Genomic DNA, 24,197 nt, shown 5'->3' on the forward strand with positions numbered 1-24,197 from the left:
GTGGTGCCGGGTTCGCCGTCCTCACCGGCCGGGGTGCACGGTGCCGCCGGGCCGACGAACCCCGTACTGCCGAATCAGGACGCGACCGGTGTGACGGCCGGTCACACGGTGGCGAAGGCGGCCGGGGCCGAGGTCCCGTTCGCTCCGGAGTCCGCGGCGGAGTCCGCCTCGGCCGGGCGCACCATCAGCATCCCGCGCGCGGCCACCTCGTCGTCCTGGGTGAGGGTCACCCGGGTGGGGATACGGCCGTCCGGCAGCGGGCGGCGGCGTTCGGCGGTGATGTGGCAGGGGCGGTCGAGCTCGACGTAGCGGCAGAACTCCGCGTTCATGGAGGGCACGATGATGTGCTCGTACCCTGCCGCCAGCTGCGCGGCCTGCCGCATCGCCTCGATGGCGCCGCGGCCGGGCAGGTGGTCGCTCTGGCTGTCGAAGATGACGGGGTGGCTCCGGTCGGCCCGCAGCAGCCAGCTGCCCGGGGTGCCGGACGGGGCGACGAGCACGTCCTGGGCCCGGGTGCGCCCGACCAGCACCGGCGAGATGGGCGCGGGCAGCGGGGCCGGGTCGGCGGACTCGGGGCGGGCCGGGCGCAGCCTGCTGTACGCCGCCTGGCTCACGCAGCTCGCGGAGGCGGCGCCGTGGCCGACGCGTACGGCGCCCCGGTAGAGCTCCACCTCGAAGCGGAAGGACGACAGCCGCTTGCCCCGCATCTTCACGTCGTCGAACCGCACGACTGCGGTCGCCGGGGAGAGCGGCACACCGGCCCCGAGGATGTCCTCGGGCACTTCGTAGCGCAGGTCCCAGAGAAGGAAGTGCAGATCGGTCGGGGCGTCGTACGCCATGTGCGAGACGACGGCGCCCGCCTGACGGATCGTCTCCGCCATCAGCATCGGGTTCTCCCGGCTGCCCGCCACCGGGCTGAACAGGGCGTGGGCGCGGGGCCAGCGGGCCGCCATCCGGTACGAGCCGTCGGCGCAGGCCTGGAAGTGCGTGAGCAGGACGTCGGTGTCGTCGGCCCGGTGGACGAACTCCCGCGGTATCCGGGCGCCGTCGGCCGCTTCGGCGGCGTGCGACGGGCGGGTGAGCGTGGTGCGGCCGGTGGCTCCGACGGAGCTCATGGCAGCGGTGGCGGCCATGGAGTTGTCGGCCTTGATCGGGGTGGAAACGAGCACGGTCATCTGTGATCCCCCTACACGAGTAGCCCGTGTGGCTCTCGGGAGCGAGTGTGCCAAAAAAACAGGCTGGGCGGTTTCTTTTTACTCGGAATCCCGGACGCGTCCAGGTGATCTACGTCACCCGCTCCCCGGACAGGGCCCTACGGAATGCATCATTCCGCCCATCGCTCCTCCACTTGAGCTGGAGAAACAAACCGGTGGGTCGGGTAGAGTGGCGAAGACACGCTCTGTTAGACGGCGGTTCGGCGTGGCGCCGCCCGGCACGAACGCACGTCCCGGAGGGGAAGACATGGCCAAGCAGGCTCGCGCGGTGCAGACCCGGCGCTCGATCGTGGAAGCGGCGGCGCGCGTATTCGCCGACCACGGCTACGAGCGCGCGGCCATCTCGGAGATCCTCCGCAGGGCGAACGTCACCAAGGGCGCCCTGTACTTCCACTTCACCTCGAAGGAATCACTCGCCCAGGCGATCATGGACGAGCAGACCGGCCTGGTGAGCGTGTCGGACCTCGGCACACCCCTCCAGTCGGTCGTCGACATCACGCACCAGTTCGCCTACGCCCTGCGCCACGACCCGCTCGCCCGCGCCGGTACGCGGCTGTCCATCGAGGGCGTGTTCTTCAACGGCACGCATCCGTGGGGCGACTGGTTCGAACTCATCGCCCAGCTGCTGGCCGAGGGGAAGGAGCGGGGCGAGGTGCTCCCCCAGGTCGAGCCGCGGGAGACCGCCGAGTTCGTCGTGGCCTCCTTCACCGGCGTCCAGCTGGTGTCCGAGGCCATCACACAGCGGGCCGATCTGCGCGAGCGGGTCGCCGTGATGTGGCGTCACATCCTGCCGTCCATCGCCCACCCGGGCACGATCGCCCGCATCCGCCCCGAGGGAGTCATCGATCCGGCGGCGGCCCTGTCGGCGACCGCCGAGTCCCCGGCCGGGGTCGGGGTGGGCGGCAGCACCGACTGAGCGCTCCGCCGGACATGCGGTCGGACATGCGGTTCGTTCGCCGCGGGCCGGCACCCCTCGCGGGGCACGGTTCCGCATCCGACTTCACCGGGTGCGCGGGTCTCATGGCCACCGCCGGACCCTGATCCGCGACGGGCCTCGACCTCTACGGCGGGACAGTGCCCCTCTGGACAGCGGGATCCGGCGTGACGCGGCGAGGCCGACCCCGGAAGCGGCCCGCGGACTCGCCGAGCCTGCCGAGCCCGTCGAGCCCGTCGAACTTACCTAACTCACCGAACTCGCCAAGCCCGCAGGCCTCTTCGGCTTCTCCGGCCTCTCCGGCCGCTCCCCCCTTCGGCAGTCCCCACGCGGTGCCGTGCGCCGGCATGCCCGGCCGGAGCGGACCGCCGGGCGGCGCCGAACCCGTCCCGGTCGGCGGCGTGCGGTTGCCTCCGGTGGGCGCGCGACCGGCCGGTACGGCGAACGCGCGGGCGCCCACCCGCATCCCCGCCATCCGTGTCCCCGCCACCCGCGTGCTCCCCACCCTGGCGCTCAAAAACCGGACGAGCGGTTTCTTTTCACCATCGAATCAATGAAGAACAACCGCTTACCCTGGGTGGATCTTGGCCGGGATGTGCAGGTTGTCGCGGTGAAGTGGAGACAGTCTTCCCCCACTCCGCCCCATTGACAAACCGAGGGGTTGGTTTCTAGCGTCGTGGGCGTCGGCTGGCGACAGGATCTAGACAGGATCAAGAGGGCACGTGGCGATGAGCGTCTGGGTGGTTGCGACGTGGTGAAGCAGGAGCGGTCCGAGCGCACCAGGGGCAACCTGATACGAGCGGCCGCCACGGTGTTCGACCAGGTCGGATACGAACGCGCCACCCTCATGGTGATCAGCGACCTCGCCACCGTCACCAAGGGCGCACTGTCCTTCCACTTCGCGGCCAAGTCCGATCTCGCCCGCGCCGTCCAGGCCGAGGCCTGCGCCGCCTCCGGCGGTGTCCTCGCGGAGCTGGCCGAGCGCGAGGGCGCGGCCTTCGAGATCGTCGTCGAGATGGTCCAGGCGCTCGTGCGGCTCCTGGAGAACGACGTGGTCGTCCGCGCGGGGACCCGGCTCGCGGGGGAGCTCGAAACCCCGGACGACCCTTCTCTGCACTGCCAGTTGAACTGGCTGGGCGCGTTGTTCCGGACCCTGCGGCGGGCCAGGGTGGACGGGTCCCTGCTTCCCAGCGTCGAGGTCCGGGCCGCCGCCGCCGTGATGATGTCGCTCGTGGTCGGGGCCTCCGCGATGACGCGCACCCACTCCGAACTCGCCTTCGGTGATGGACCGTTCGGGAAGCGGGACAGTGCGCAGCAATGGCTGGGACGGATGCTTCGAGTGGTGCGGCCGGCGTTGTCCGGGCGGTGACCGGCGTGAGCGGCACCGCCCGGCACACTCAGGAATGCGGCATCGGGAAGGTGTTGAGCTCCTCCTCGCGCAGCGGTGTGCGCCGCCGGCCGAGCCGGACCGCGGTGTCCTGCATACGCCTGCGGCCGAGCGGCAGATAGGCGGCGGGGGCGACCCCGGCCGTCCCCGGGACGACGACCCGCAGCACCCGCATGCCCGCCGCGGCCGCCTCCGGGGTGGTGAGATCCACGGTCACGACGTCGTACCCGGCGGCGGCGACCCGGCCGACCAGCGCCGACGCGTCGTACCGCGGGCGGTGCGCCGACTCGGTCCAGTGGCCCTCGGGCAGGTCCCAGGCCCAGGGGGCCGCGCGGTCGGCGGCCCGGCGGTCCAGATACAGCTGTTGCTGGCAGATCTGCTCGACGGCGTCCGAGCCGTCGGCGCGGTAGTCGTCCAGGTAACGGCGGTCGCCGCGCCATGACTTGAGCGGTGAGGGCCGGCCCGGGGTGGCCAGACTCGTCGCCGGGTCGTCCAGGACCCGGCAGGTGATCTGCAGGGTGTGCGCCTCGGCGAGCGCCTTGGCCGCGGCCTCCTCCTCGTCCGCGCGGGCGGCACAACCGTAGGTGAGCCACCCCTCGGCGACGCTGCGCACCCCGGCGGCGATCACCGGAAGCCCGAACTCGTTGTCGATACGGACCAGCCGGGTCTCGAAGGCGTGCTCGGCGCCTTCTCCCAGGGCGCGCAGCCGGTCCGTCGGCGGGAGGGCGGGCAGTGGTGTGGCGTTGGCCCACCACACGGCGACGGCGTCACGTTCGATGACCTCTTCGAGGCCGGAGAGCAACGCGAAGTCCTCGGTGGGGCCGGCGGCGATGCCGCCGATCACGGGGAAGGCGTAGAAGGGTTCCGGGTGCGGGCGCGGCATCTGTGCCCACGCCGTGTAGACCATGAACGCGGGCACCAGGACCGGTTCGCCGTCGACGGCGCTGCGGCCCTCGACCCAGTGTGCGGGAGAGTCGCGCAGGAAGGGCTGGAACGGAAAGCCCGCGGTGGCGTACTGGCGGTCCGAGTGGAGCACCAGCGTCCGCGGGTCGAGGGCCCGCAGTCCGCGCCGGGTGAGCTGCTCGTAGGAGCCGTGGACCGTCCGGGCGGGAGGGCAGGTGCCGCAGAAGCGTTCGACGGCCTCGCCCTCGGCGGAGCGGACGGCCTGTTCCGGGTCCTCCCAGGAGGTGCCGAAGGACTGCCGTTCGGTCTGCCACGGCAGGCGTTCGGTGACGTCCCGCAGCTCGGACACGGCCAGGTGCAGCCGGGGCGGGGTGCCGCCGTAGCCGGTGAACACCTGTGTTCCGGTGACGACGGCGGACGTTCCGGTGGCGACTGCGGGCAATGGGCCGGAGCCCGGCTCCGGACGGTGGTTTCCGTCCGGAGCGGGCTTCGGGTGCTGAGTGGTCTGCATTACGCGGCGTACGCCGAGACACAGGTGTTGGGCGCGAACGCCGGGGCACAGGTGTTCGGGGCGAACGCCGACACACAGGTGTTGGGCGCGAAGGCCGCGACACAGGTGTTCGGGGCGAACGCCGGGGCACACGTGTTGGGCGTGAACGCCGAGACACAGGTGTTCGGGGCGAAGGCCGCGACGCAGGTGTTGGGGGTGATCCGCTCGCTCATGTGGAGCTCCTCTCGGTGGTGGTGTCCCGTCCGGGAAGGGACGGGGACGGCCGGCGCGACCCGTTGTCGCGTCGGCGCCTCCGCACAGCGGACGCCGTGCGGAAGTTCTCGGGGTGCGGGGCGCTGCCGCGCGCCGTGCGCAGGATCAGGGCACAGCCGACGCCGGCCGCGACGCCCGCCGCCGCGCACAGCGACCACAGGGCGCCCGGGCCCGCGTGGGCGAGCACCCAGGTACCGCCGGCAGGGCCGATGAACGCGGCGGCGGACCAGGCGGTCCCGTACGCGCCCTGGTAGCGGCCGCGCCGGTGGACCGGGGCCAGTTCGGCGGAGACGGCGCCCGCCAGCGGGGCGTAGAGCATTTCGCCGGCCGTCCAGACGACCACCGTGCCCACGAGCGGCAGCGTGCCCGCCGCCAGGCCGGTGAGCCCGAAGCCGACGCCCACGAGGACGCCTCCGGCGAGCAGTACCGCCGCCCGCGAACGGCCGGAGACCAGCCTGGTGATGGGCAGTTGCAGCAGGACGACGAGCAGCGCGTTCAGCGCCATCAGCAGGCTGAACGTGGCCGCGCTGTGGCCGTGCCCGGTGACGACGACGGGCAGGGCCGCGGCCTTCTGCTCGTAGACGGCGGCGAAGACCAGCGTGAGCAGGACGAACAGCAGGAACGGGGCGTCCTTGCGCAGCGGCACGTGGGTGTGGGCCTCCGCCTCCGCCTCCGCGGTGTCCCGCTGTGCTCGGTCCGCCGGGGCCGAGTCCGAGTCCGGAGCCGAGTCCGGAGCCGGGGCAGGGGCCGGGTGCTCAGGCCGGGTCTCGGGGACCTTCGCCAGGACGACCGCGCCGCACAGCAGGGTGGTCGCGGCGTCGGCGAGGAAGAGTTGGGTGTAGCCGTGCTCCACCATCAGACCGGCGAGGACGGCGGAGACCGCGGTGCCGGTGTTGACGGCCCAGTAGTTGTAGGCGAAGGCGCGCGGCCGGTCGGCGGACGGGACCAGGTCGGCGAGCGACGCCTGGGCGGCCGGCCGCACCGAGGCGGCCCCGAGTCCCGCGGCGAACGCCGCCGCGCTCACCGCCCCCTGGGCCGTGCTGAGCCCGAGCAGAACCATGCTCAGGGCGGTAAGACAGTGGCCGGCGAACATCGTCAGCCGGCGCCCGATCCGGTCGGCGAGGATTCCGCCGGCCGCCGAACCCGCAATTGCCCCGGCGCCGAGCAGCGAGACCACGAAACCCGCGTACGACACGGAATAGCCGCGGGCGTCGGTCAGCGAGAGGGCGAGAATCGGACCCGTGAATGCGCCCAGCCAGTTGACGAGAATGCTCGTCCAGATCCACCAGTACGCGCTGGGCAGGCCCAGCGGGCCGACGGGCGGGCGGCTGGACGCGGTCGGCTCCGTCGATTCGTCCATGCCGTCCTCCGTATTCGGTGTCGGTTTTATGGTTCGGGGCCGGAAAGGATCCTCTTTCCGGCCGCATTGATCCGTCAATGAATCCGATGACAGAAATTCGTCAATCAACTTCAAGGAATTGCGGTTAATTGCGGTCACGGAAAAGGAATTACAGGTGTGCGTCAGAATTTCCACAAGCCCGTGCGCCACGGCGGCGCACGGGCCGGGGAAGGTTCACTCCCCCACCAGGACCTCCGCCTTGGCGGACTGCTCGGCGGACTGCACGGCGGCGGGCGGCTGCGCGGGCGCCGTCTTCTTCGGGCGCGGGATACCGAGCGCCAGCAGGGCGCCGACGGCGAGTACGGCGACACCGACCCACAGCCCCGGCGTCATGCCCTCGGTGAACCGCTCCGGCGAGGTGTAGTCGCCGTTCGCGGCGAAGATGCTGGTGACCGCGGCGATGCCGAGGGCGCCGCCCAGTTCGCGCACGGTGGTGTTGGCGCCGGACGCCTTGCCGACCTGCTGCGGCGGCACGGAGCCCATCACCACGGTCGCCGTCGGTGCGAAGACCAGGCCCATGCCCGCGCCGGCGAGCACGAACGGAGCGACGAACTCCCAGTCCGAGGCGCTCACATCGGCGACCGCGGCGAACCACGCCAGACCGATGCCGGAGACGGCGAGGCCCGCCGCCATCAGCGGTCCGCCGCCCACCTTGGGCGCGAGCTTGCCCGCGAACGGGGCGATCAGCATCGGCATGACGGCCCACGGCAGCGTCCACAGACCGGCCACGAACGCCGAGTGGTCCCGGGCCACCTGGAGATACTGGGCGATCAGGAAGATCGGGCCGAACAGACCGAAGAAGACGGCGAGCGAGACCAGGTTGGCCAGCGAGAACGCCCTGATGCGGTAGAGGCCGAGCGGGAGCAGCGGAGCGTCCGTACGGCGCTCCCAGGCGAGGAACGCGAGCAGCAGGACGGCCGCGCCGGCGAAGGCGGCCAGGACACCGCCCGAAGTCCAGCCGTCCTCACCGGCGTTGACGATCGCCCACACCAGGGCGAGCACACCGCCGCCCGCGAGCACCAGGCCCGGCACGTCGAGCCGGGTGGCAACGCCCTGGCTCTCGCCGAGGACCTTGAGCGCCAGCGGGACGGCGACGAGGCCGACGGGGATGTTGAGAAGGAAGATGAAGTGCCAGTCGAGGCCGGTGGTGATCGCACCGCCGACCAGCGGGGCGAGGGCGACGGCCAGACTGCTGATGGCGCTCCACAGGCCGATGGCCAGGCCGCGCTTCTCCTGCGGCACGGCGACGGTGAGCAGGGTGAGCGACAGCGGCAGCACGGCGGAGGCGCTGATGCCCTGCAAAGCGCGGAAAAGGATGAGCAGTTCGGTCGAGTTCGACAGACCGCAGCCGACCGAGGCGAGCGTGAAGGCGACGGTGCCGGTGAGGAAGACCCGGCGGCGGCCGAACCGGTCACCGAGCCCGGCGGCGGTCAGCAGCAGCCCGGCGAAGCCGAGGACATAGGCGTTGGTGACCCACTGGAGATTCTCCAGGGAGCTGCCGAGGTCGCTGCGGATGGAGGCGAGGGCGTTGGTCACGACCAGGTTGTCCAGCGCCACCATGAACATCGGCAGCGACACGGCAAGGACGGTCAGCCCGAAGGACGGGCGTGCTCGGGTGGTCAACGAGGGCTCCTTACAAGGATGCGAGGGACGAAGGGGTTTGGTGAGAGAAGTCAGGAGGGGTCACGAGAGTCGGGGGCGAAGGCGTCGAGGTCCTCGGCCAGGGCTGCGGCGACCTGCTGACGCGCGGAGTCGACGAAGAAGTGGCCGCCCGCGAAGGTGCGCTGCCGGAAGGTCCCGGAGGTGAGGTCCGCCCAGCGCTCCGCGTCGAGGGCGCCGGCCTGCGGGTCGGCGTCGCCGACGTAGGCGCTGACGGGGCAGCGCAGCGGCAGGCCTGGCCGGTGCCGGTAGGTCTCCAGGGCGGTGTAGTCGGCGCGCAGCGCCGGCAGGATCATGGCCTGGATCTCGGGGTCGTCGAGGAGTTCGGCGCTGGTGCCGTCCAGCTGCCTGAGCTCGTCGATGATCCCGGCGTCGGAGCGCAGGCTGACGTCGCGCGGGCGGGGCTCCGCGGCGCTGCGGGCGCCCGAGACGACCAGCCCGAGCGGCCCGGCGCCGCCGTCCCGCTCCAGGCGGCGGGCCGTCTCGTACGCGACGAGGGCACCCATGCTGTGGCCGAACAGCACCACAGGTCCCGCGACTTGGCGGAGCAGGGTGGCGGCGATGTCGTCGGCCAGCGCGTCCACGCTGGTGTACGGCAGTTCCGTACGGCGGTCCTGGCGGCCCGGGTACTGCAGACTCAGCACTCCGGCGCGGCGGGACAGGGCGGTGGCGAGCGGCCGGTAGGCGCTGGCGCCGCCGCCGGCGTGCGGGAAGCAGACGAGGGTGAGGCCGTGGTCGGGCGCGGGACTGTACTCGCGCACCCACAGCCCGCGTTCGGCGGTGGTCGCCGTCATGCGGTCCTGCCTTTCGGGGACGGGTCGTCGGGACGGGTCGTCGGGACTGCTCGTTCGGGGATCGCCGGGCGCCGGGGCCCGGCGGCGGTCATGCCGGTGCCGGTGCGCGGCCGGTCGTCTGTCATGCCGGTGCCGGTGCGCGGTCGGTCGTCTGTCATGCCGAAGCCGGTGCTGTCGCGCGGTCTGTCGTCGGGCGGGTCTGCCCGAGCCAGGCCGTGACCGCCTCGGCAGTCGTGGCGGCGTGTGCGTCGAGCATCGAGAAGTGGTCGCCGGGCACTTCGATCCGATAGGTGGTGAACTCCCAGCCGGGCCGCCCCCCTTCGGGCGCCGAGGTGTCGGCAGGCACCCCGGGCACCGGGTCGGCGGCCCGCAGCAGCAGGCTCGGGGTGTCGTGGGCGGTGGGCCGCCAGTCGCTGTGGATGCCGATGTAGCGGCCCATCGCGGTCAGCCGCCGGTCGTCCAGGGGGACGAAGAGGTCGTCGGCGTTCACCAGCATCTGGGAGGTCATCAACGGCAGGCTGTAGCGGTCGGCGCTGCGCGAGTAGGTGTCGAGCAGGATCACCCCGGCCGCGGGCCGCCCCATCTCCTCCAGTTCCTGGGCCACTTGGTGGGCGATCCAGCCGCCGGAGGAACGGCCGAGCAGCACGACGGGCGCGCCGCCGGACTCTTCGAGCAGCGCCTCGGCCTGGGCACGGGCGAGCGCCTTGCGGTCGGCGGGCAGCTGCTCGCCGTCGAGGTAGCCGGGGTGCGGAAGGACCGTGACGTCGCAGACGCCCTGGAGGGCGGCCGCGAAGCGCAGGTACTCGTGCGGCCCGGAGATGGCGCTGAGCGAGGGGAAGCAGTAGACGGCCGGTCCCGAGGTGCCCCGCGCGAGCCGCACGGGGCTCGGCCGGCGGGAGATGCCCTCCGGCATCGCGAAGCCCGGTTCGAGACGGGCGGCGGCCGTCAGGAGCTGAACGGCCTCGGTGGGCCTGCCCAGTTCGCAGCCCTGCCGGAAGAGCCGTACGAGGGTGCCTTCGGTCGCCGCGCCCTGCGGTCCCGGCACCTGCCCGCCGTCGGCGAGGGACTCGGCCAGGTGCCGGGCGAGCAGGGTGGCCGTCGGGTGGTCGAAGACCAGGGTGACGGGCAGCGCGAGGGCGGTGGCCTCGTTGAGGCGCGTGCGCAGCTGGGTGGCGGTGATGGACTCGATGCCCAGCTCGACGAACGACCGGTCGGGGTCGACCGCGTCGGGCGAGGCGTGGCCGAGGACGGCCGCGGTGGTGGCCCGTACGAGAGGGAGGAGTTCGCTCTCCCGCTCGGCGGGGGTGAGACCGGCGAGCCGGGCGCGCAGGGCGTCGCTGCCACCGGGCGCGGTGTTGACGGCACGGCGCGCACCGGGCCTGACCAGGGAGCGCAGCAGGGCCGGTACGGCGGTGCCGGGCTCGCGCACGGCGGCCGGGTCGGGCCGTACGAAGGCGACGGTGCGTGCCGTGTCGGCGGTCGCGTCGAGGAGCCTGAGCGCCTCGGTGGGCGACGCGGGCCGCAGCCCGCCGAAGGCTTCGGCGGTGGGCGACCAGCCGAGCACCGCGGCCGGAAGTCCGGCGGCCCGGCGCCGGGCGGCGAGGGCGTCGAGGTGCGCGGCGAGTGCTGCGGTGTCCATGTCCTGGCCGGCACCGAGAAGGTCGCCCGCGCCCGGAATCAGCAGGAACACCGCGGTGTCGGTGGACCGGGCCGCCTCGTCCAGATGCCGGGCGGCGGCCAGTTCGGCGGCCAGATCGGGATGCGTCCCGCCGCCCGCCAGGTGCACCACCCCGGTCAGCGGGTGCCCCGCCGCCGGGGACGCGCACAGCTCGGTGGTGGCGCTGCGGTCGGTGAGATCCGCGGCGCACACCCGGGCGTCGGCGCCGAGACGGTCCAACTCGGCCTGGAGTTCCGCCACTTCGTGCCGAGGTACGGCGACGGTCAGATGACGTGCCCCTCGTACCGCCGTCAGGTGGTGGGCGAGAACGGCGGTGCGCGGGTCGCCCGCCGCCGCGGTGAGCAGGATCGTGCCGGCGGCCGTGAGGTCACCGGTGGACTCGGTGAACTCGGTGGCTTGCTGTCGTACCAGCCGGCGGACGCGCAGGTCTCCCGCCCGCAGGGCGAGGTCGGGCTCGCCGGTGGCGACGGCGGCGGCGAGAACGCCCCGCGGATCACCGCCGTACGGATCGCCGTCCGTGGCGCCGTCCCTGGCGCCGTCCCTGGCGCCGTCCGTGTCCAGGAGCGTGGCCCGGCCCGGGTGCGCCTGCTGCCACGCCCGGACCAGGCCGCGGACCGCCGCGACCGCCAGGTCCGGTACCTCGTCGCCCTCGACGACGCGTTCGCCGCCCCGGCTGACGAGGACCAGCGAGGAGTCACTGAGGCGCGCGTCGGAGCTCCAGGCGTCCAGGAGGGCGCGGACGCCGGTGACGGCCGTTGCCGTGTCCTCGCCGGGGGCCGGCAGGTCGACGCGTACGTACGACGGCACGGCGACGCCCGCGTGCAGGGCGTCGGAGAGCGCGGTGAGGTCGGGGTAGCGGCCACCGGACGGGAGGGACGGGAGACCGATGACCGCCCAGTCGCCGTCCCCCTCCTCCTTCACCGCCTCCGCCGACTCGATCTCGTGCCACTCGACGCCGAACAGGGCGTCGGGCAGCGGCAGTCGTGACACATAGGCCGTGGGGTCGACGGGTGCGAGGTGCACGGTGCCCGTGAGGACCGGGTGTCCGGCCGCGTCCACGGAGGTCACGGTCGCCGCGTGCGCGCCGGTGCGGGCGACCCTGGTGCGCAGCACCTTCGCCCCGGTGGCGTGCAGGGTCAGCGCGGTCCAGGCCGAGGGCAGCAGCAGGCCGTCGCTGTCCTCGGCGAGGTCTGCGAGGTCGGCGAGAAGCGGTTGCAGCGCCGCGTCGAGCAGCGCCGGATGCAGGGCGAAGCCGCCGTCCGCATCGTGCTGGCCATCCGGCAGTGTGGTCTGCGCGTACAGCTCGTCGCCGTGCCGCCACACCTCGTCGAGCAGTGTGAAAGCCGGGCCGTGCCCGAGGCCGCGTGCCGCGAGCAGGCCGTACACCGTCTCCGGGTCGACGGGTTCGGCGTCGCGCGGCGGCCATACGGCGGGCGGCGCCGGCTGCTCCGCCTCGGGCCGGGCGCCGGTGAGGGTGCCGGTGGCGTGCAGCGTCCAGTCCGTACCGTCCGGTGCGTCCTCGGCCCTGCTGTGCACGGTGAACCCACGGGCGCCGTCGCCGTCGCCGTCGCCCTCGCTCAGGACGAGGCGCAGCTGGGCGGCGCCCTGTCCGGGCACGAGCAGGGGTGCGTGCAGGGCCAGTTCGGCCAGGTGCGGTACGCCGCCGCGCTCTCCGACGCCGAGGGCGAGTTCGGCGAGTACGGCGTCGCCGGGTGCGGGCACGCCGTGCACCGTGCGGTCGGCGGCCCAGGGGTGGCTGCGCAGGGACAGGCGCCCGGTGAACAGCAGGTCCCCGCTGCCCGGCAGGCCGACCGCGGCCGCCGCGAGGGGATGCCCCACGGCACTGAGGCCGGCGGCGGCCACGTCACCGCTGCCGATGCCGGACTCCAGCCAGAAGTGCTGCCGCTGGAAGGCGTACGTGGGCAGCGGCACCCGGTGTGCCCCGTCGGTGGGGGCGGCCGCCATCCAGTCGACGGAGCCGCCGCGCACGTACAGCTCGGCGACGGAGGAGAGGAACTTCTCCGGGCCGCCATGGTGGCGGCGGAGCGTCTCCCCGGCGAAGGCGCCGTGCGTGCCGGCTGTCTCGATGGTCTCCTGGACGCCGGGCAGCAGGACCGGGTGGGGGCTGATCTCGACGAAGCGGCGATGGCCGTCGGCGAGCAGCTCACGCAGAGTCCGTTCGAACCGCACGGTGTTGCGCAGGTTGCGGTACCAGTAGCCGGCGTCGAAGGCGGGCCGGATCTCGCCGTCCACGCTCGTGTGGAACGGGACGCTCGGGGTGAGCGGCCGTACAGGGGCGAGGAGTTCGGCGAGGCGCTCCTCGATCGCCTCGACATGCGGGGAGTGCGAGGCGTAGTCGACGGGGACGCGGCGGGCGCGTACACCGTCGGCCTCGTACGCGGCCAGCAGCTCGTCCAGCGCGAGCGCACCGCCCGCGATCACCGTGGACCGCGGCCCGTTGACCGCGGCCACCGACACATCCGCGTACCCCGCGATGCGCTCCTCGACCTCGGCCACCGGCTGCGGCACCGACATCATCCCGCCGTGTCCGGCGATCTCCCGGATCGCCTGACTCCGCAACGCGACAACGAGCGCCGCGTCTTCGAGGGACAACGCACCGGCCACACACGCGGCCGCGATCTCACCCTGCGAGTGCCCCACCACCGCGGCAGGCTCCACACCGTACGAACGCCACAGCGCCGCCAGCGACACCATCACCGCGAACAGCACCGGCTGCACCACATCCACCCGGTCGAACCCGGGAGCACCCGGCTCACCCCGCAGCACCGCACCCAGCGACCAGTCCACATGCACGGACAAGGCCCGCTCACACTCCGCCATCCGCGCACCGAACACCGGGTCCGCGTCCAGCAGTTCGACCGCCATCCCCTGCCACTGCGACCCCTGCCCAGGGAACACGAACACCGGTCCGGACCGGTCCCCGGTCACGACGTTCCGGACGACTCCCGGAGCGGGTTCGCCGAGGGCGAGTTCCTTGAGCCGCAGCGCGAACTCCTCGCGGTCGGCGGCGATCAGGACCGCACGGTGTTCCAGATGGGCCCGGCCGGCCGCCAGGGAGCGGGCGACGGCGGCGGGCTCGGCGTCCGGGTGCCGGTCCAGGTGGGCGAGGAGACGCTCGGCCTGGCCGCGCAGGGCGGCGTCGGTGCGGGCGGACAGCGTCCAGGGGACGAGGGTTCCCGCGGGCCGCTCCGCCGGGGTGTCCTCGGCGGCCGGCTCCTCGGCAGGGGCCTGTTCCAGGACGACATGGGCGTTGGTGCCGCTCATGCCGAAAGAGGAGACACCGGCACGGCGCGGGCGCCCGGTCTCCGGCCAGGCACGAGCCTCGGTGAGCAGCTCGACGGAGCCGGCCGTCCAGTCGATGTGCGGCGAAGGCGCGTCGATGTGCAGGGACTTCGGCAGGACGCCGTACCGGAGCGCCTGAACCATCTTGATGATCCCGCCGGCCCCGGCGGCGGCCATGGTGTGCCCGATGTTCGACTTCAACGAGCCGAGGTACAAGGGCACTTCACGGTCCTGGCCGTACGTGGCCAGCAGCGCCTGCGCCTCGATCGGATCCCCGAGCCGGGTCCCCGTACCGTGCGCCTCCACCGCGTCCACGTCCTGGGGCCGCAGCCGGGCGTCGGCGAGCGCGGCCCGGATGACGCGCTGCTGCGCCTTGCCGCTGGGGGCGGTCAGTCCGTTGGTGGTGCCGTCCTGGTTGACCGCCGTACCGCGGATCACCGCGAGGACCTGGTGGCCGCGTTTGCGCGCGTCGGACAGCTTCTCGATGAGCAGGGTGGTGACGCCCTCGCCCCAGCCCGTGCCGTCGGCGGCCGCCGCGAACGACTTGGAGCGGCCGTCGCCGGAGAGTGCCCCCTGCTTGCTGAACTCCACGAAGGCGCCCGGCGTCGACATGACGGTCACGCCGCCCGCCAAGGCCATGGTGCAGTCGCCGCGCCGCAGCGCCTGCACGGCCAGGTGCACGGCGACCAGGGACGACGAGCAGGCCGTGTCGAGGGTGACGGCGGGGCCTTCGAGCCCCATGAAGTAGGCGACGCGGCCGGAGGCCACACTGCCGGAGACTCCGGTGGAGAGGTAGCCGCCGACGCCTTCGGGCAGCTCGCCCACGTCGGAGGCGTAGCCGTGCTGGTTCACACCGGTGAAGACCCCCACGGGGGTGGCGCGTACGGACGTCGGGTCGATGCCGGCGTGCTCGAACGCCTCCCAGGCGGTCTCCAGCAGCATCCGCTGCTGGGAGTCCATGGCAAGCGCCTCGCGCGGCGAGATGCCGAAGAAGTCGGCGTCGAACTCCGGTGCGTCGTAGAGGAATCCGCCCTGAAGCGTGGCGGTGTCCAGCTCGTCGGTGTGCCAGCCGCGGTTGGCGGGGAACCCGGAGATCGCGTCGCGTTCGTCGGCGGTGAGCTGCCACAGGTCGTCGGGGCTCTTCACCTCACCGGGCAGTCGGCAGCTCATGCCGACGACGGCGATGGGCTCGTGTTCCTTCTCCTCGGCCTCGCGCAGCCTGCGCTTGGTGTCGCGCAGATCGGCGGTGGCGCGTTTCAGGTAGTCGAGCAGCTTCTCATCGTCGGACATAAGGCTCCCCCTGCCTCAGCGGGTCAACACGGCTGTTCGTGGACGTCTTGTGGTGGTGGTTCATGGGTGGCTTGTGGCGGTGGTTCATGGGTGTCTCGTGAGGGCGACTCACGGGTGTCTCGTGGTGCTGGTTCACGGGTGTCTCGTGGTGCTGGTTCACGGCGTCTCCAGCTCGGCGTCGAGGAGGTCGAAGAGCTCCTGTGCCGAGGCCGACCCGAGATCGGTGCCGTCGTCCTCGTCGAGCGGGCCGGCCGCGTGGTCGTCCCAGGCCGCGAGGAGCGTGCGGAGCCGCTCGGCTATCTCGCCGGGCTCCTCCACCGCCGTGCCGGCGGCCCCGCCGAGCAGGCTCTCGAGCCGGTCGAGCGCGGCGTGCACCGAGGTCGGCCCGCCCGCCGCAGCGACGGCGTCCACCTCTTCCCGCAGCCGTGACACCAGGTCGAGCGGCGTCGGGCAGTCGAAGAGCAGGGTGGGCGGCAGCCGCAGCCCGGTGACCGCGACGATCCGGTCCCGCAGTTCGACCGCGGTGAGCGAGTCGATGCCGAGCACCTTGAAGCTCTGGGCCAGGTCGACGTCGTCCGGGGACTCATGGCCGAAGACGGTCGCGACCGTCGTGCGCACGTACTCGCGCAGTTCCCGCTCACGCTCGGACGGCGCGAGCGCCACCAGGTGCACGGGGTCCGCGACGGGCTGCGGCTCGAAGTCCGTGGTGTCCTCGGGCAGTTCGAGTACGACACCGGACTCGTCGTCGTCCGTACGGGCCGCCCGCGGGGCCTCCAGCCAGTAACGCCGGTTCTGGAAGGCGTAGGTGGGCAGCTCGACCCTGCGTCCGCCCTCCAGGGGGATGCCACCCGTGAGCAGCCCGGAGACAGCGGCGGTGAGCGTCCTGGCTTCGGGACGACCGCGGCGCAGGGCGGGCAGGAAGGCCGTGTCGTCGCCGGTGGTGCAGGACTTGCCCATCGCGGTGCAGATGGCGTCCGGTCCCAGCTCCAGGAAGGTGGTGACGCCGTCGTCTTCGAGGGCGCGGATGGCGTCGAGGAAGCGGACCGGGCGTCGGACGTGGTCCACCCAGTACGCCGGGTCGGCCCAGTCGCCGCTCGCATCGCCGGTGACTGTCGAGACGACCGGGATCTTCGGCTGGGAGAACTCCAACTCGCAGACCAGTGAAGCGAATTCATCGAGGATGGGAGTCATCAGCGGGGAGTGGAAGGCGTGACTGACCGTGAGCTGCTTGCTCTTGATCCCACGGTCCTTCAGTACGGCCGTGATCTCGGCGACCGCTTCCCCGGCACCGGAGATGACGACGGACGTCGGCCCGTTGACGGCACCGATACCGACACGGTCCTCGAACCCCTCCAGCAGCGGCAGGACGTCGGCCTCGGAGGCCATCACCGCCACCATCACCCCACCGGACGGCAGGGCCTGCATCAACCGGCCCCTGGCTGCGACGAGACGGCACGCATCCGTCAGGTTCAGCACCCCGGCCACATGCGCGGCAGCGATCTCACCGATCGAATGCCCGGCCAGCACATCCGGACGTACGCCCCACGACTCCACCAGCCGGAACAACGCCACCTCGACCGCGAACACGGCAGGCTGCGTAAAGCCGGTCTCATCCAGACCGTCCCCGGAAGCGATCACCTCCGCCAACGGGCGCTCCAGCAGCGGATCCAGCTCCGCCGCCACCCTGTCGAACGCCTCCGCAAACACCGGGAACGACTCGTACAGCTCCCGGCCCATACCGGCCCGCTGCGACCCCTGCCCGGTGAACACGAACGCCGTACGGCCGCCGTGTTCGGGAGCGGGCGCGGGAGCCGTCTCCCCCGCCGCGAAGGCGGCGACGCTGGTCAGGAAGTCGTCGCGGTTCCTGCCGAGCAGAACGGTCCTGTGCTCGAAGGCCGAGCGGGTCGTGAGCAGGGAGTGGGCGATGTCGACCACGTCGAGCTCGGGGTGGTCGCGCAGGTGGCTCAGCAGTTTCTCGGCCTGGCCGCGCAGGGCGGCTCGCGACTTCGCCGAGAGGGTCCACGGCACGAGCCGGCCGTCGGTGTCATCCGAGGGCCGCTGCGGCTCCGGTCCGTCGGCCTCTGCGGGGGCCTGTTCGATGACGACATGGGCGTTGGTGCCGCTGATCCCGAAGGAGGAGACACCGGCCCGGCGCGGACGCCCGGTCTCCGGCCACTCCCGCCGCTCGCTCAGCAGCTCCACCGCACCCGCCGACCAGTCCACATGCGAGGACGGCTCTTCCAGATGCAGCGTCTTCGGCAGAACGCCGTGCCGGATCGCCTGGACCATCTTGATGATCCCGCCGACCCCGGCCGCAGCCTGCGTATGCCCGATGTTCGACTTCAACGAACCCAGGTAGAGCGGCTGTTCACGGTCCTGCCCGTACGTGGCCAGCAGCGCCTGCGCCTCGATCGGATCCCCGAGCCGCGTACCGGTGCCGTGCGCCTCGACGGCGTCCACCTCGGCCGCGGTCAGTCCCGCGTCCGCCAGCGCGGCCCGGATCACTCGCTGCTGTGACGGCCCGTTCGGCGCCGTCAGACCGTTCGAGGCACCGTCCTGGTTCACCGCCGAACCACGGATCACCGCGAGCACCTCGTGCCCGTTGCGCCGCGCGTCCGACAGCTTCTCCAGTACGAGGATGCCCACGCCCTCGCCCCAGCCGGTGCCGTCCGCGGTGTCGGAGAAGGACTTGCAGCGGCCGTCGGGCGCGAGTCCGCGCTGCCGGCTGAAGTCGATCAGGGCCGTCGGGGACGCCATCACCGTGGCGCCGCCCGCGAGGGCGAGGGTGCACTCTCCGCGCCGTAGCGCCTGTGCCGCCAGATGCACCGTGACCAGCGACGACGAGCACGCCGTGTCCACGGTCATGGCCGGGCCTTCGAGGCCGAGGGTGTACGAGACGCGGCCGGAGGCCACGCTGCCGGAGGCGCCGGTGCCGCGGAAGCCTTCGAGTTCCTCGGGGATGGCGGGCAGCCGGCTGAGGTAGTCGCGGTACATCAGGCCGGTGAAGACGCCGGTGCGGGAGCCGCGGACGGACAGCGGGTCGATGCCGGAGCGTTCCAGTGCCTCCCAGGAGGTCTGGAGGAGCAGCCGCTGCTGCGGGTCCATGGCGAGGGCCTCGCGCGGCGAGATCCCGAAGAACCCGGCGTCGAAGTCGCCCGCCTCGTGCAGGAATCCGCCTTCACGGGCGTACGAGGTGCCCCGGTGGTCCGGGTCCGGGTGGTAGAGGCTCTCGGTGTGCCAGCCCCGGTCCTCGGGGAACGGGGTGATGCCGTCGGCGCCGTCGAGCACCAGCCGCCACAGGTCCTCGGGTGTCTCTACGCCGCCGGGGTAGCGGCAGCTCATGCCGATCACGGCGATCGGGTCGTCGTCTGGCGCGTCGGACGCTTCGGACGTCCTGGAGCCGGTGGCAGGGCGGGAGGTCTCCTCGGTGTCCCCGCCGAGCAGTTCGGTGAGCAAGTGGTCGGCGAGGGCACGCGGATTGGGGTGGTCGAAGACCAGGGTCGCGGGCAGCCGCAGCCCGGTGGCCGAGGCGAGCGTGTTGCGCAGCTCGGTGGAGCTGAGCGAGTCGAAGCCGAGCTCTCGGAAGGCCTGGCCCACGTCGGTGGTGCGCGGGTCCGGGTGGCCGAGGGCGGCCGCGATCCGGGTGCGGACGAGGTCGAGCACCCGGTCGGCGCGCGCGTCGGCGGGCAGGGCGAGGAGTTCGTCGCGCAGGCCGGGGGCGCCGGAGCTCCGGCCCGCAGTGCCTGCCGCGGCCTGCCGGGTGTTCCTCCCGCGCACCGGGGTGCGGACCAGGCCGCGCAGCAGGTGCGGCAGGTTCGTACGGGCGGCGAGTACGGCGGGGTCGACGGGGACGGGCACGAGCACGGGGGTGTCGGCGGCGAGGGCGGCGTCGAAGAGGTCGAGCCCCTGCTCGCTGCTGAGGGGCAGGAAGCCCGAGCGGGCGATCCTGTCCCGGTCGGCGTCGGTGAGCCCGCCGCCCATGCCGCTGCCGCTACCGCTGCCGTCGGAGGTGTCGTCCCACAGCCCCCAGGCCAGGGACAGACCCGGCAGACCGGAAGCCTGCCGCATCCGCGCCAACGCGTCCAAGAAGCTGTTCGCGGCGGCATAGTTGGCCTGCCCGGCGCTGCCGAACACCCCGGCCGCCGAAGAGAACAGCACGAACGCCGACAGATCCAACTCCCCCGTCAGCTCATGCAGATACCAGGCCGCGTCCGCCTTCGCCCGCAGTACGCGCTCCACCCGCTCCGGAGTGAGCGACGTCAACAGCCCGTCGTCGAGCACACCGGCCGTGTGCACCACCGCACTCAAGTCACCGATGGACGACAGCAGTTCACCCACCTGCTCGCGCTCCGCCAGATCACCGGAGACAATCCGCGTCTCGGCGCCCAGCCCGCGCAGATCGGCGGCCAGACCTTCCGCGCCGGGCGCATCCGGCCCCCGCCGCGAGACAAGCACCAGCTTCCGCACCCCGTACGACGTGACGAGATGCCGGGCCACCAGCGCACCCAGCGTCCCGGTACCCCCGGTCACCAGGACCGTCCCCGTGCCGAAGTCGGCCGGCCCGGCAGCGGTGCCGACCGCGGCCCGGGTCAGCCGGGCCGCACCGGCGGCACCGTCGCGCACCACCAGCTGCGGTTCGTCGCCGCCGAGGTGGGCCGCGAGCTGGTCGAGGGCCGCGTTGCCGTCGATGTCCGCCAGAACCAGCCGGCCGGGGTGCTCGCTCTGCGCGGAGCGCACCAGGCCCCACAGCGCGGCACCCGCAGGATCCGTCACCGCCTCACCGGCCGCACCCCGGGTCAGGAACACCAGCCGCGACCCGGCGAACCGCTCGTCCGCCAGCCACTCCCGCAACACCTCAAGACCCCGGCACACCACCGCATGCACCGCACCGACACCGGACCCCGCATCACCGGGCGAGTCGAGGAAGGGGTCGAGGAAGGGAACGACAACCACGTCGGGAACGGTGGTCAGATCCGCGAGCCGTCCGACCGTGGCGCAGCCGAGGGCGTCGGCCACCTCCGCACCAGCCGCACCGCCCTCACCAGCCACACCGGCCACGTCGGCAAGCACGGCGAGTGTCGTGGGCCGCGCGGCGGGCGTGGGCGCCGACACCCACTCCTCCTGGAAGAGCGCGTCCCGGTGGGCGGCGCCCGCGAGGTGGCCCGCGGTGACGGGGCGCAGGGCGAGGGCGTCGACCGTGGCGACGGGGGAGCCCTCAGGGTCGGCCAGGGTCAGCGTCATCGCGTCGCGGCCCCGCACCGGCGCGAGCCGGACGCGCAGGGCGGTGGCGCCGGAGGCGTGCAGGGTGACGTCGGACCAGACGAAGGGAAGCCGCGCTCCGGACCCGCCGCCTTCCTTGTCTCCGTTGTCCTGGGCGAGCCACAGCGCGTGCAGCGCCGCGTCGAGCAGCGCCGGGTGCAGCCCGAACCGGTCCGCGTCGGCCGCCTCCCGGTCCGCGAGCTCCACCTCGGCGAAGATCTCCGCGCCACGGCGCCAAGCGGCCCGTACGCCCTGGAAGGCTGGGCCATAGGCGAGTCCGGCAGCGGCCAACTCCTCGTACAGCGCGGCGGTTTCGACCCGTACGGCACCCTGGGGCGGCCACTCGGTGAGACCGGCTCCGACAGCGGCTTCCCCGGCGGACAGCACACCGCTCGCGTGCCGTGTCCACGGCCCGTCCTCGTCGGTGCGCGCGTGCAGGGTCACCGGGACACAGCCGTCGGCGTCCGCCGTGTCGAGCCTCAACTGAATCTGTACGGAGCCGTGTTCGGGCAGGACCAGCGGGGCTTCCAGGGTGAGCTCGTCGAGCGTGGTGACGCCGGCCTGCTCCCCCGCGCGCAGGACGAGGCCGACGAGCGCGGCGCCCGGCACGAGGACGGTGCCGTGCACGGCGTGGTCGGCGAGCCACGGGTGGCTGCTCAGGGAGAGCCGGCCGGTGAACAGGTGGCTCTCGCCGTCGGCGAGGGCGATCCCGGCGCCGAGCAGCGGATGCCCCACGGGGCTCAGGCCGAGCGAGGCCACGTCGCCCGGGGCGGCGTCGGCGGGCAGCCACAGGTGCTGCCGGTCGAAGGCGTAGGTGGGCAGCGCGGTGGCGGCGGTGCCGAGGGGGGCGAAGAACACGGACCAGTCGACGGCGATGCCACGCGTGTGCAGCCGGGCCAGCGCGGTGACCAGGCTGGGCACCTCGGGCAGGCCGCGGCGCAGCGAGGGGACCAGCGCGGCGGCGTCCGTGTGCTCGACGCAGTCGAGGCCCATGCGGGTCTGCATGTCGACGGGGCCGACTTCGAGGTACGTCGCCACGCCCTGGCTCTCCAGGGTGCGCACGCTGTCGTGGAAGCGAGCGCCGTCCCGTATGTGCCGCACCCAGTAGTCGGATCCGGGTATCTCGCCGTCGGCGAAGAGGCGGCCGGTGAGGCCGTCGACCATGGGGACGCGCGGGGCGCGGTAGTCCAGCTGCCGCGCCACCTCGCCGAAGGGGGCGAGCACTGGCTCCATGTGCGCGGAGTGGAAGGCGTGGCTGACGTCGACGTGACGGGTCCTGCGACCCTGGCCGCTCCAGTGCTCGCCGACGGCGCGGACGGCGTCCTCGTCGCCGGAGACGACCACGGCACGCGGCCCGTTGACGAGGGCGAGCGAGGCACGGCCCGTGGCGGCGAGCTCGTCGAGGCTGTCCCTGACCTCGGCCTCGGACGCCTCGACGGCGATCATGGCGCCGCCTTCGGGGAGCGCCTCGATGAGCCGGCTGCGGGTGGTCAGCAGCCGTGCGGTCTCCTCCAGGGTGAGGACGCCCGCCGTGTGCAGAGCGGCATAGTCGCCGAGGGAGCCGCCGGAGACGAGGTCGGGGCGGACACCCCAGTGTTCGAGGAGGCGGTACAGGGCGACTTCGAGGGCGAAGATCGCGGGGGCGGACCAGCCCGTGCGGTGGACGAGGCCGGCTTCCTCGGTGCCTTCGGCGGCCAGGACGACGTCCTTCAACGGCCGTGAGAGGTACGGGTCCAGGGCCGCGCAGACCTGATCGAAGGCCTCGGCGTAGGCGGGGAAGGCCGCGTACAGCTCCCGGCCCATGCCGGGGCGCTGGCTGCCCTGGAAGGTGAACAGGAAGGCCAGCGGGCCCTCTTGGGGGCCGCCCTGCACGAGCTGGTCGTGCGGTTCGCCTCGGGTCAGGGCGGTGAGGGCGGCGACGAGGCCGCCGTGGTCGTGGGCGACGACGGCGGCGCGGTGCCGCAGCCGGGCGGCGCGCGTGACGGCCAGGGAGCGGGCGAGGGCACCGAGGTCCGTTTCGGGACGGTCGCTCAGATGCCGCAGCAGTCGCTCCGCCTGGCCCCGCAGGGCGGTCTCCGTGGCGGCCGAGAGGAGAAAGGGGAAGACGGTGAGGGCGGGCAGGGCAGGAAGAACCGGAAGGGAGTCGCCCGCTGCGAGGTCCTCGGTCTCGGCGTCCTCGGTGGGGGCCTGCTCGATCGGGGCCTGCTCGGTGGGGGCCTGTTCGATGACGACGTGGGCGTTGGTGCCGCTGATCCCGAAGGAGGAGACACCGGCCCGGCGCGGACGCCCGGTCTCCGGCCACTCCCGCCGCTCGGCCAACAGCTCCACCGCACCCGCCGACCAGTCCACATGCGAGGACGGCTCTCCCAGGTGCAGGGTCTTCGGCAGGACGCCGTGCCGGATCGCCTGGACCATCTTGATGATCCCGCCGACCCCGGCCGCAGCCTGCGTATGCCCGATGTTCGACTTCAACGAACCGAGATAGAGCGGCTGTTCACGATCCTGGCCGTACGTCGCCAGCAGCGCCTGCGCCTCGATCGGATCCCCGAGCCGGGTCCCCGTACCGTGCGCCTCCACCGCGTCCACATCCCGGGCGTCGAGGCACGCGTCGGTCAGGGCCTGCTCGATGACGCGCTGCTGCGACGGCCCGTTGGGCGCCGTCAGACCGTTCGAGGCACCGTCCTGGTTCACCGCCGAACCACGGATCACCGCAAGTACCTGGTGCCCGTTGCGCCGCGCGTCCGACAGCTTCTCCAGGACCAGGACACCCACGCCCTCGCCCCAGCCGGTGCCGTCCGCAGTGTCCGAGAAGGACTTGCAGCGGCCATCCGCCGCGAGTCCCCGCTGTCGGCTGAAGTCGACGAACGTGCTCGGCGTCGACATGACGGTCACGCCACCCGCCAGCGCCATGGTGCACTCACCACGCCGCAGCGCCTGCACCGCAAGATGCACGGTGACCAGCGACGACGAACAGGCCGTGTCCACCGTGACCGCCGGCCCCTCCAGACCGAAGGTGTAGGCGATGCGGCCCGAGGCGATGCTGCCCGCGGTGCCGCTGCCCAGATAGCCCTCCAGATCCTCGGGCGGGGACGTCGTCCGTGACGCGTAGTCGTGGTACATCAGGCCGGCGTAGACGCCGGTGCGGGAGCCGCGGACCGACTGCGGGTCGATACCCGCCCGCTCGAACGCCTCCCACGAGGTCTGCAACAGCAGCCGCTGCTGCGGATCCATCGCAAGGGCCTCACGCGGCGAGATCCCGAACAGCGCCGGATCGAACTCCCCCGCACCGTGCAGGAACCCACCCTCCCGGGCATACGACGTACCCCGGTGATCCGGGTCATCGTGGAACAACCGCTCCAGATCCCAGCCACGGTCCACCGGAAAACCCGAGACCCCGTCGGCACCGGACTCCACCAGCCGCCACAGATCCTCCGGCGACTCCACGCCACCCGGGAAACGGCAGCTCATCCCCACCACCGCGACCGGCTCGTGGGCAGCCTCCTCCATCGCGTTCAGGCGCAGATGGGCCTGCCGCAGATCCTTGGTGACCCGCTTGAGGTACTCGACAAGCTTCGTTTCGTCCGCCACCGGCGGCCTTCCTCTCCAGATGGGAC

Annotated in this window: 10 protein-coding genes and 1 pseudogene; 2 read left to right on the forward strand and 9 right to left on the reverse strand. The window is 72.8% G+C overall.

Features of this window, described 5'->3' with window-relative positions; genetic code table 11:
- Window positions 1-101: 101 nt before the first annotated feature.
- Entirely contained in the window at window positions 102-1,175 is a 1,074-nt protein-coding gene (locus OG975_RS20340; protein ID WP_406330713.1) for a ScbA/BarX family gamma-butyrolactone biosynthesis protein, read from the reverse strand.
- Between the two features lie 286 nt (window positions 1,176-1,461).
- On the opposite strand from OG975_RS20340, the pseudogene OG975_RS20345 reads away from it, so the two are divergent.
- Both OG975_RS20345 and OG975_RS20350 read left to right on the forward strand, forming a co-directional pair.
- Window positions 1,462-2,091, forward strand: a pseudogene (locus OG975_RS20345) (ScbR family autoregulator-binding transcription factor); the annotation flags it as partial.
- An 808-nt stretch (window positions 2,092-2,899) separates the two neighbouring features.
- On the forward strand, window positions 2,900-3,517 hold the full coding sequence (locus OG975_RS20350; protein ID WP_406330714.1) for a ScbR family autoregulator-binding transcription factor: 618 nt from the start codon (window positions 2,900-2,902) through the stop codon (window positions 3,515-3,517).
- Between the two features lie 28 nt (window positions 3,518-3,545).
- Here OG975_RS20350 and OG975_RS20355 read toward each other — a convergent pair whose 3' ends face one another.
- The 8 genes from OG975_RS20355 to OG975_RS20390 form a co-directional block, all read right to left on the reverse strand.
- Window positions 3,546-4,949 (reverse strand): YcaO-like family protein, encoded by a 1,404-nt coding sequence (locus tag OG975_RS20355; protein WP_406330715.1) that lies wholly within the window; start codon window positions 4,947-4,949, stop codon window positions 3,546-3,548.
- On the reverse strand, window positions 4,949-5,161 hold the full coding sequence (locus OG975_RS20360; RefSeq protein ID WP_406330716.1) for a hypothetical protein: 213 nt from the start codon (window positions 5,159-5,161) through the stop codon (window positions 4,949-4,951). The genes OG975_RS20355 and OG975_RS20360 overlap by 1 nt, the downstream gene beginning before the upstream one ends.
- Window positions 5,158-6,561, reverse strand: a complete 1,404-nt coding sequence (locus tag OG975_RS20365; protein WP_406330717.1) for an MFS transporter — start codon at window positions 6,559-6,561, stop codon at window positions 5,158-5,160. The genes OG975_RS20360 and OG975_RS20365 overlap by 4 nt, the downstream gene beginning before the upstream one ends.
- Before the next feature lie 213 nt (window positions 6,562-6,774).
- Complete coding sequence (locus OG975_RS20370) at window positions 6,775-8,223, reverse strand: DHA2 family efflux MFS transporter permease subunit (protein WP_406330718.1); 1,449 nt, start codon at window positions 8,221-8,223, stop codon at window positions 6,775-6,777.
- Between the two features lie 50 nt (window positions 8,224-8,273).
- Window positions 8,274-9,053, reverse strand: coding sequence for a thioesterase II family protein (locus OG975_RS20375; RefSeq protein ID WP_406330719.1), 780 nt, complete (start codon window positions 9,051-9,053; stop codon window positions 8,274-8,276).
- A complete protein-coding gene (locus OG975_RS20380; RefSeq protein WP_406330720.1) occupies window positions 9,050-9,211 on the reverse strand; it encodes a hypothetical protein in 162 nt (53 codons plus the stop codon). The genes OG975_RS20375 and OG975_RS20380 overlap by 4 nt, the downstream gene beginning before the upstream one ends.
- The gene (locus OG975_RS20385) at window positions 9,208-15,324 is read right to left on the reverse strand and encodes an acyltransferase domain-containing protein (RefSeq protein WP_406330721.1); all 6,117 of its coding nucleotides are present in this window, start codon (window positions 15,322-15,324) and stop codon (window positions 9,208-9,210) included. Before OG975_RS20385 ends, OG975_RS20380 begins: the two co-directional genes overlap by 4 nt.
- A 156-nt stretch (window positions 15,325-15,480) precedes the next feature.
- On the reverse strand, window positions 15,481-24,171 hold the full coding sequence (locus OG975_RS20390) for a type I polyketide synthase (protein WP_406330722.1): 8,691 nt from the start codon (window positions 24,169-24,171) through the stop codon (window positions 15,481-15,483).
- Window positions 24,172-24,197 lie beyond the last annotated feature (26 nt).

Source organism: Streptomyces sp. NBC_00203 (genome assembly GCF_045206325.1).
Lineage (GTDB): Bacteria > Actinomycetota > Actinomycetes > Streptomycetales > Streptomycetaceae > Streptomyces > Streptomyces lutosisoli.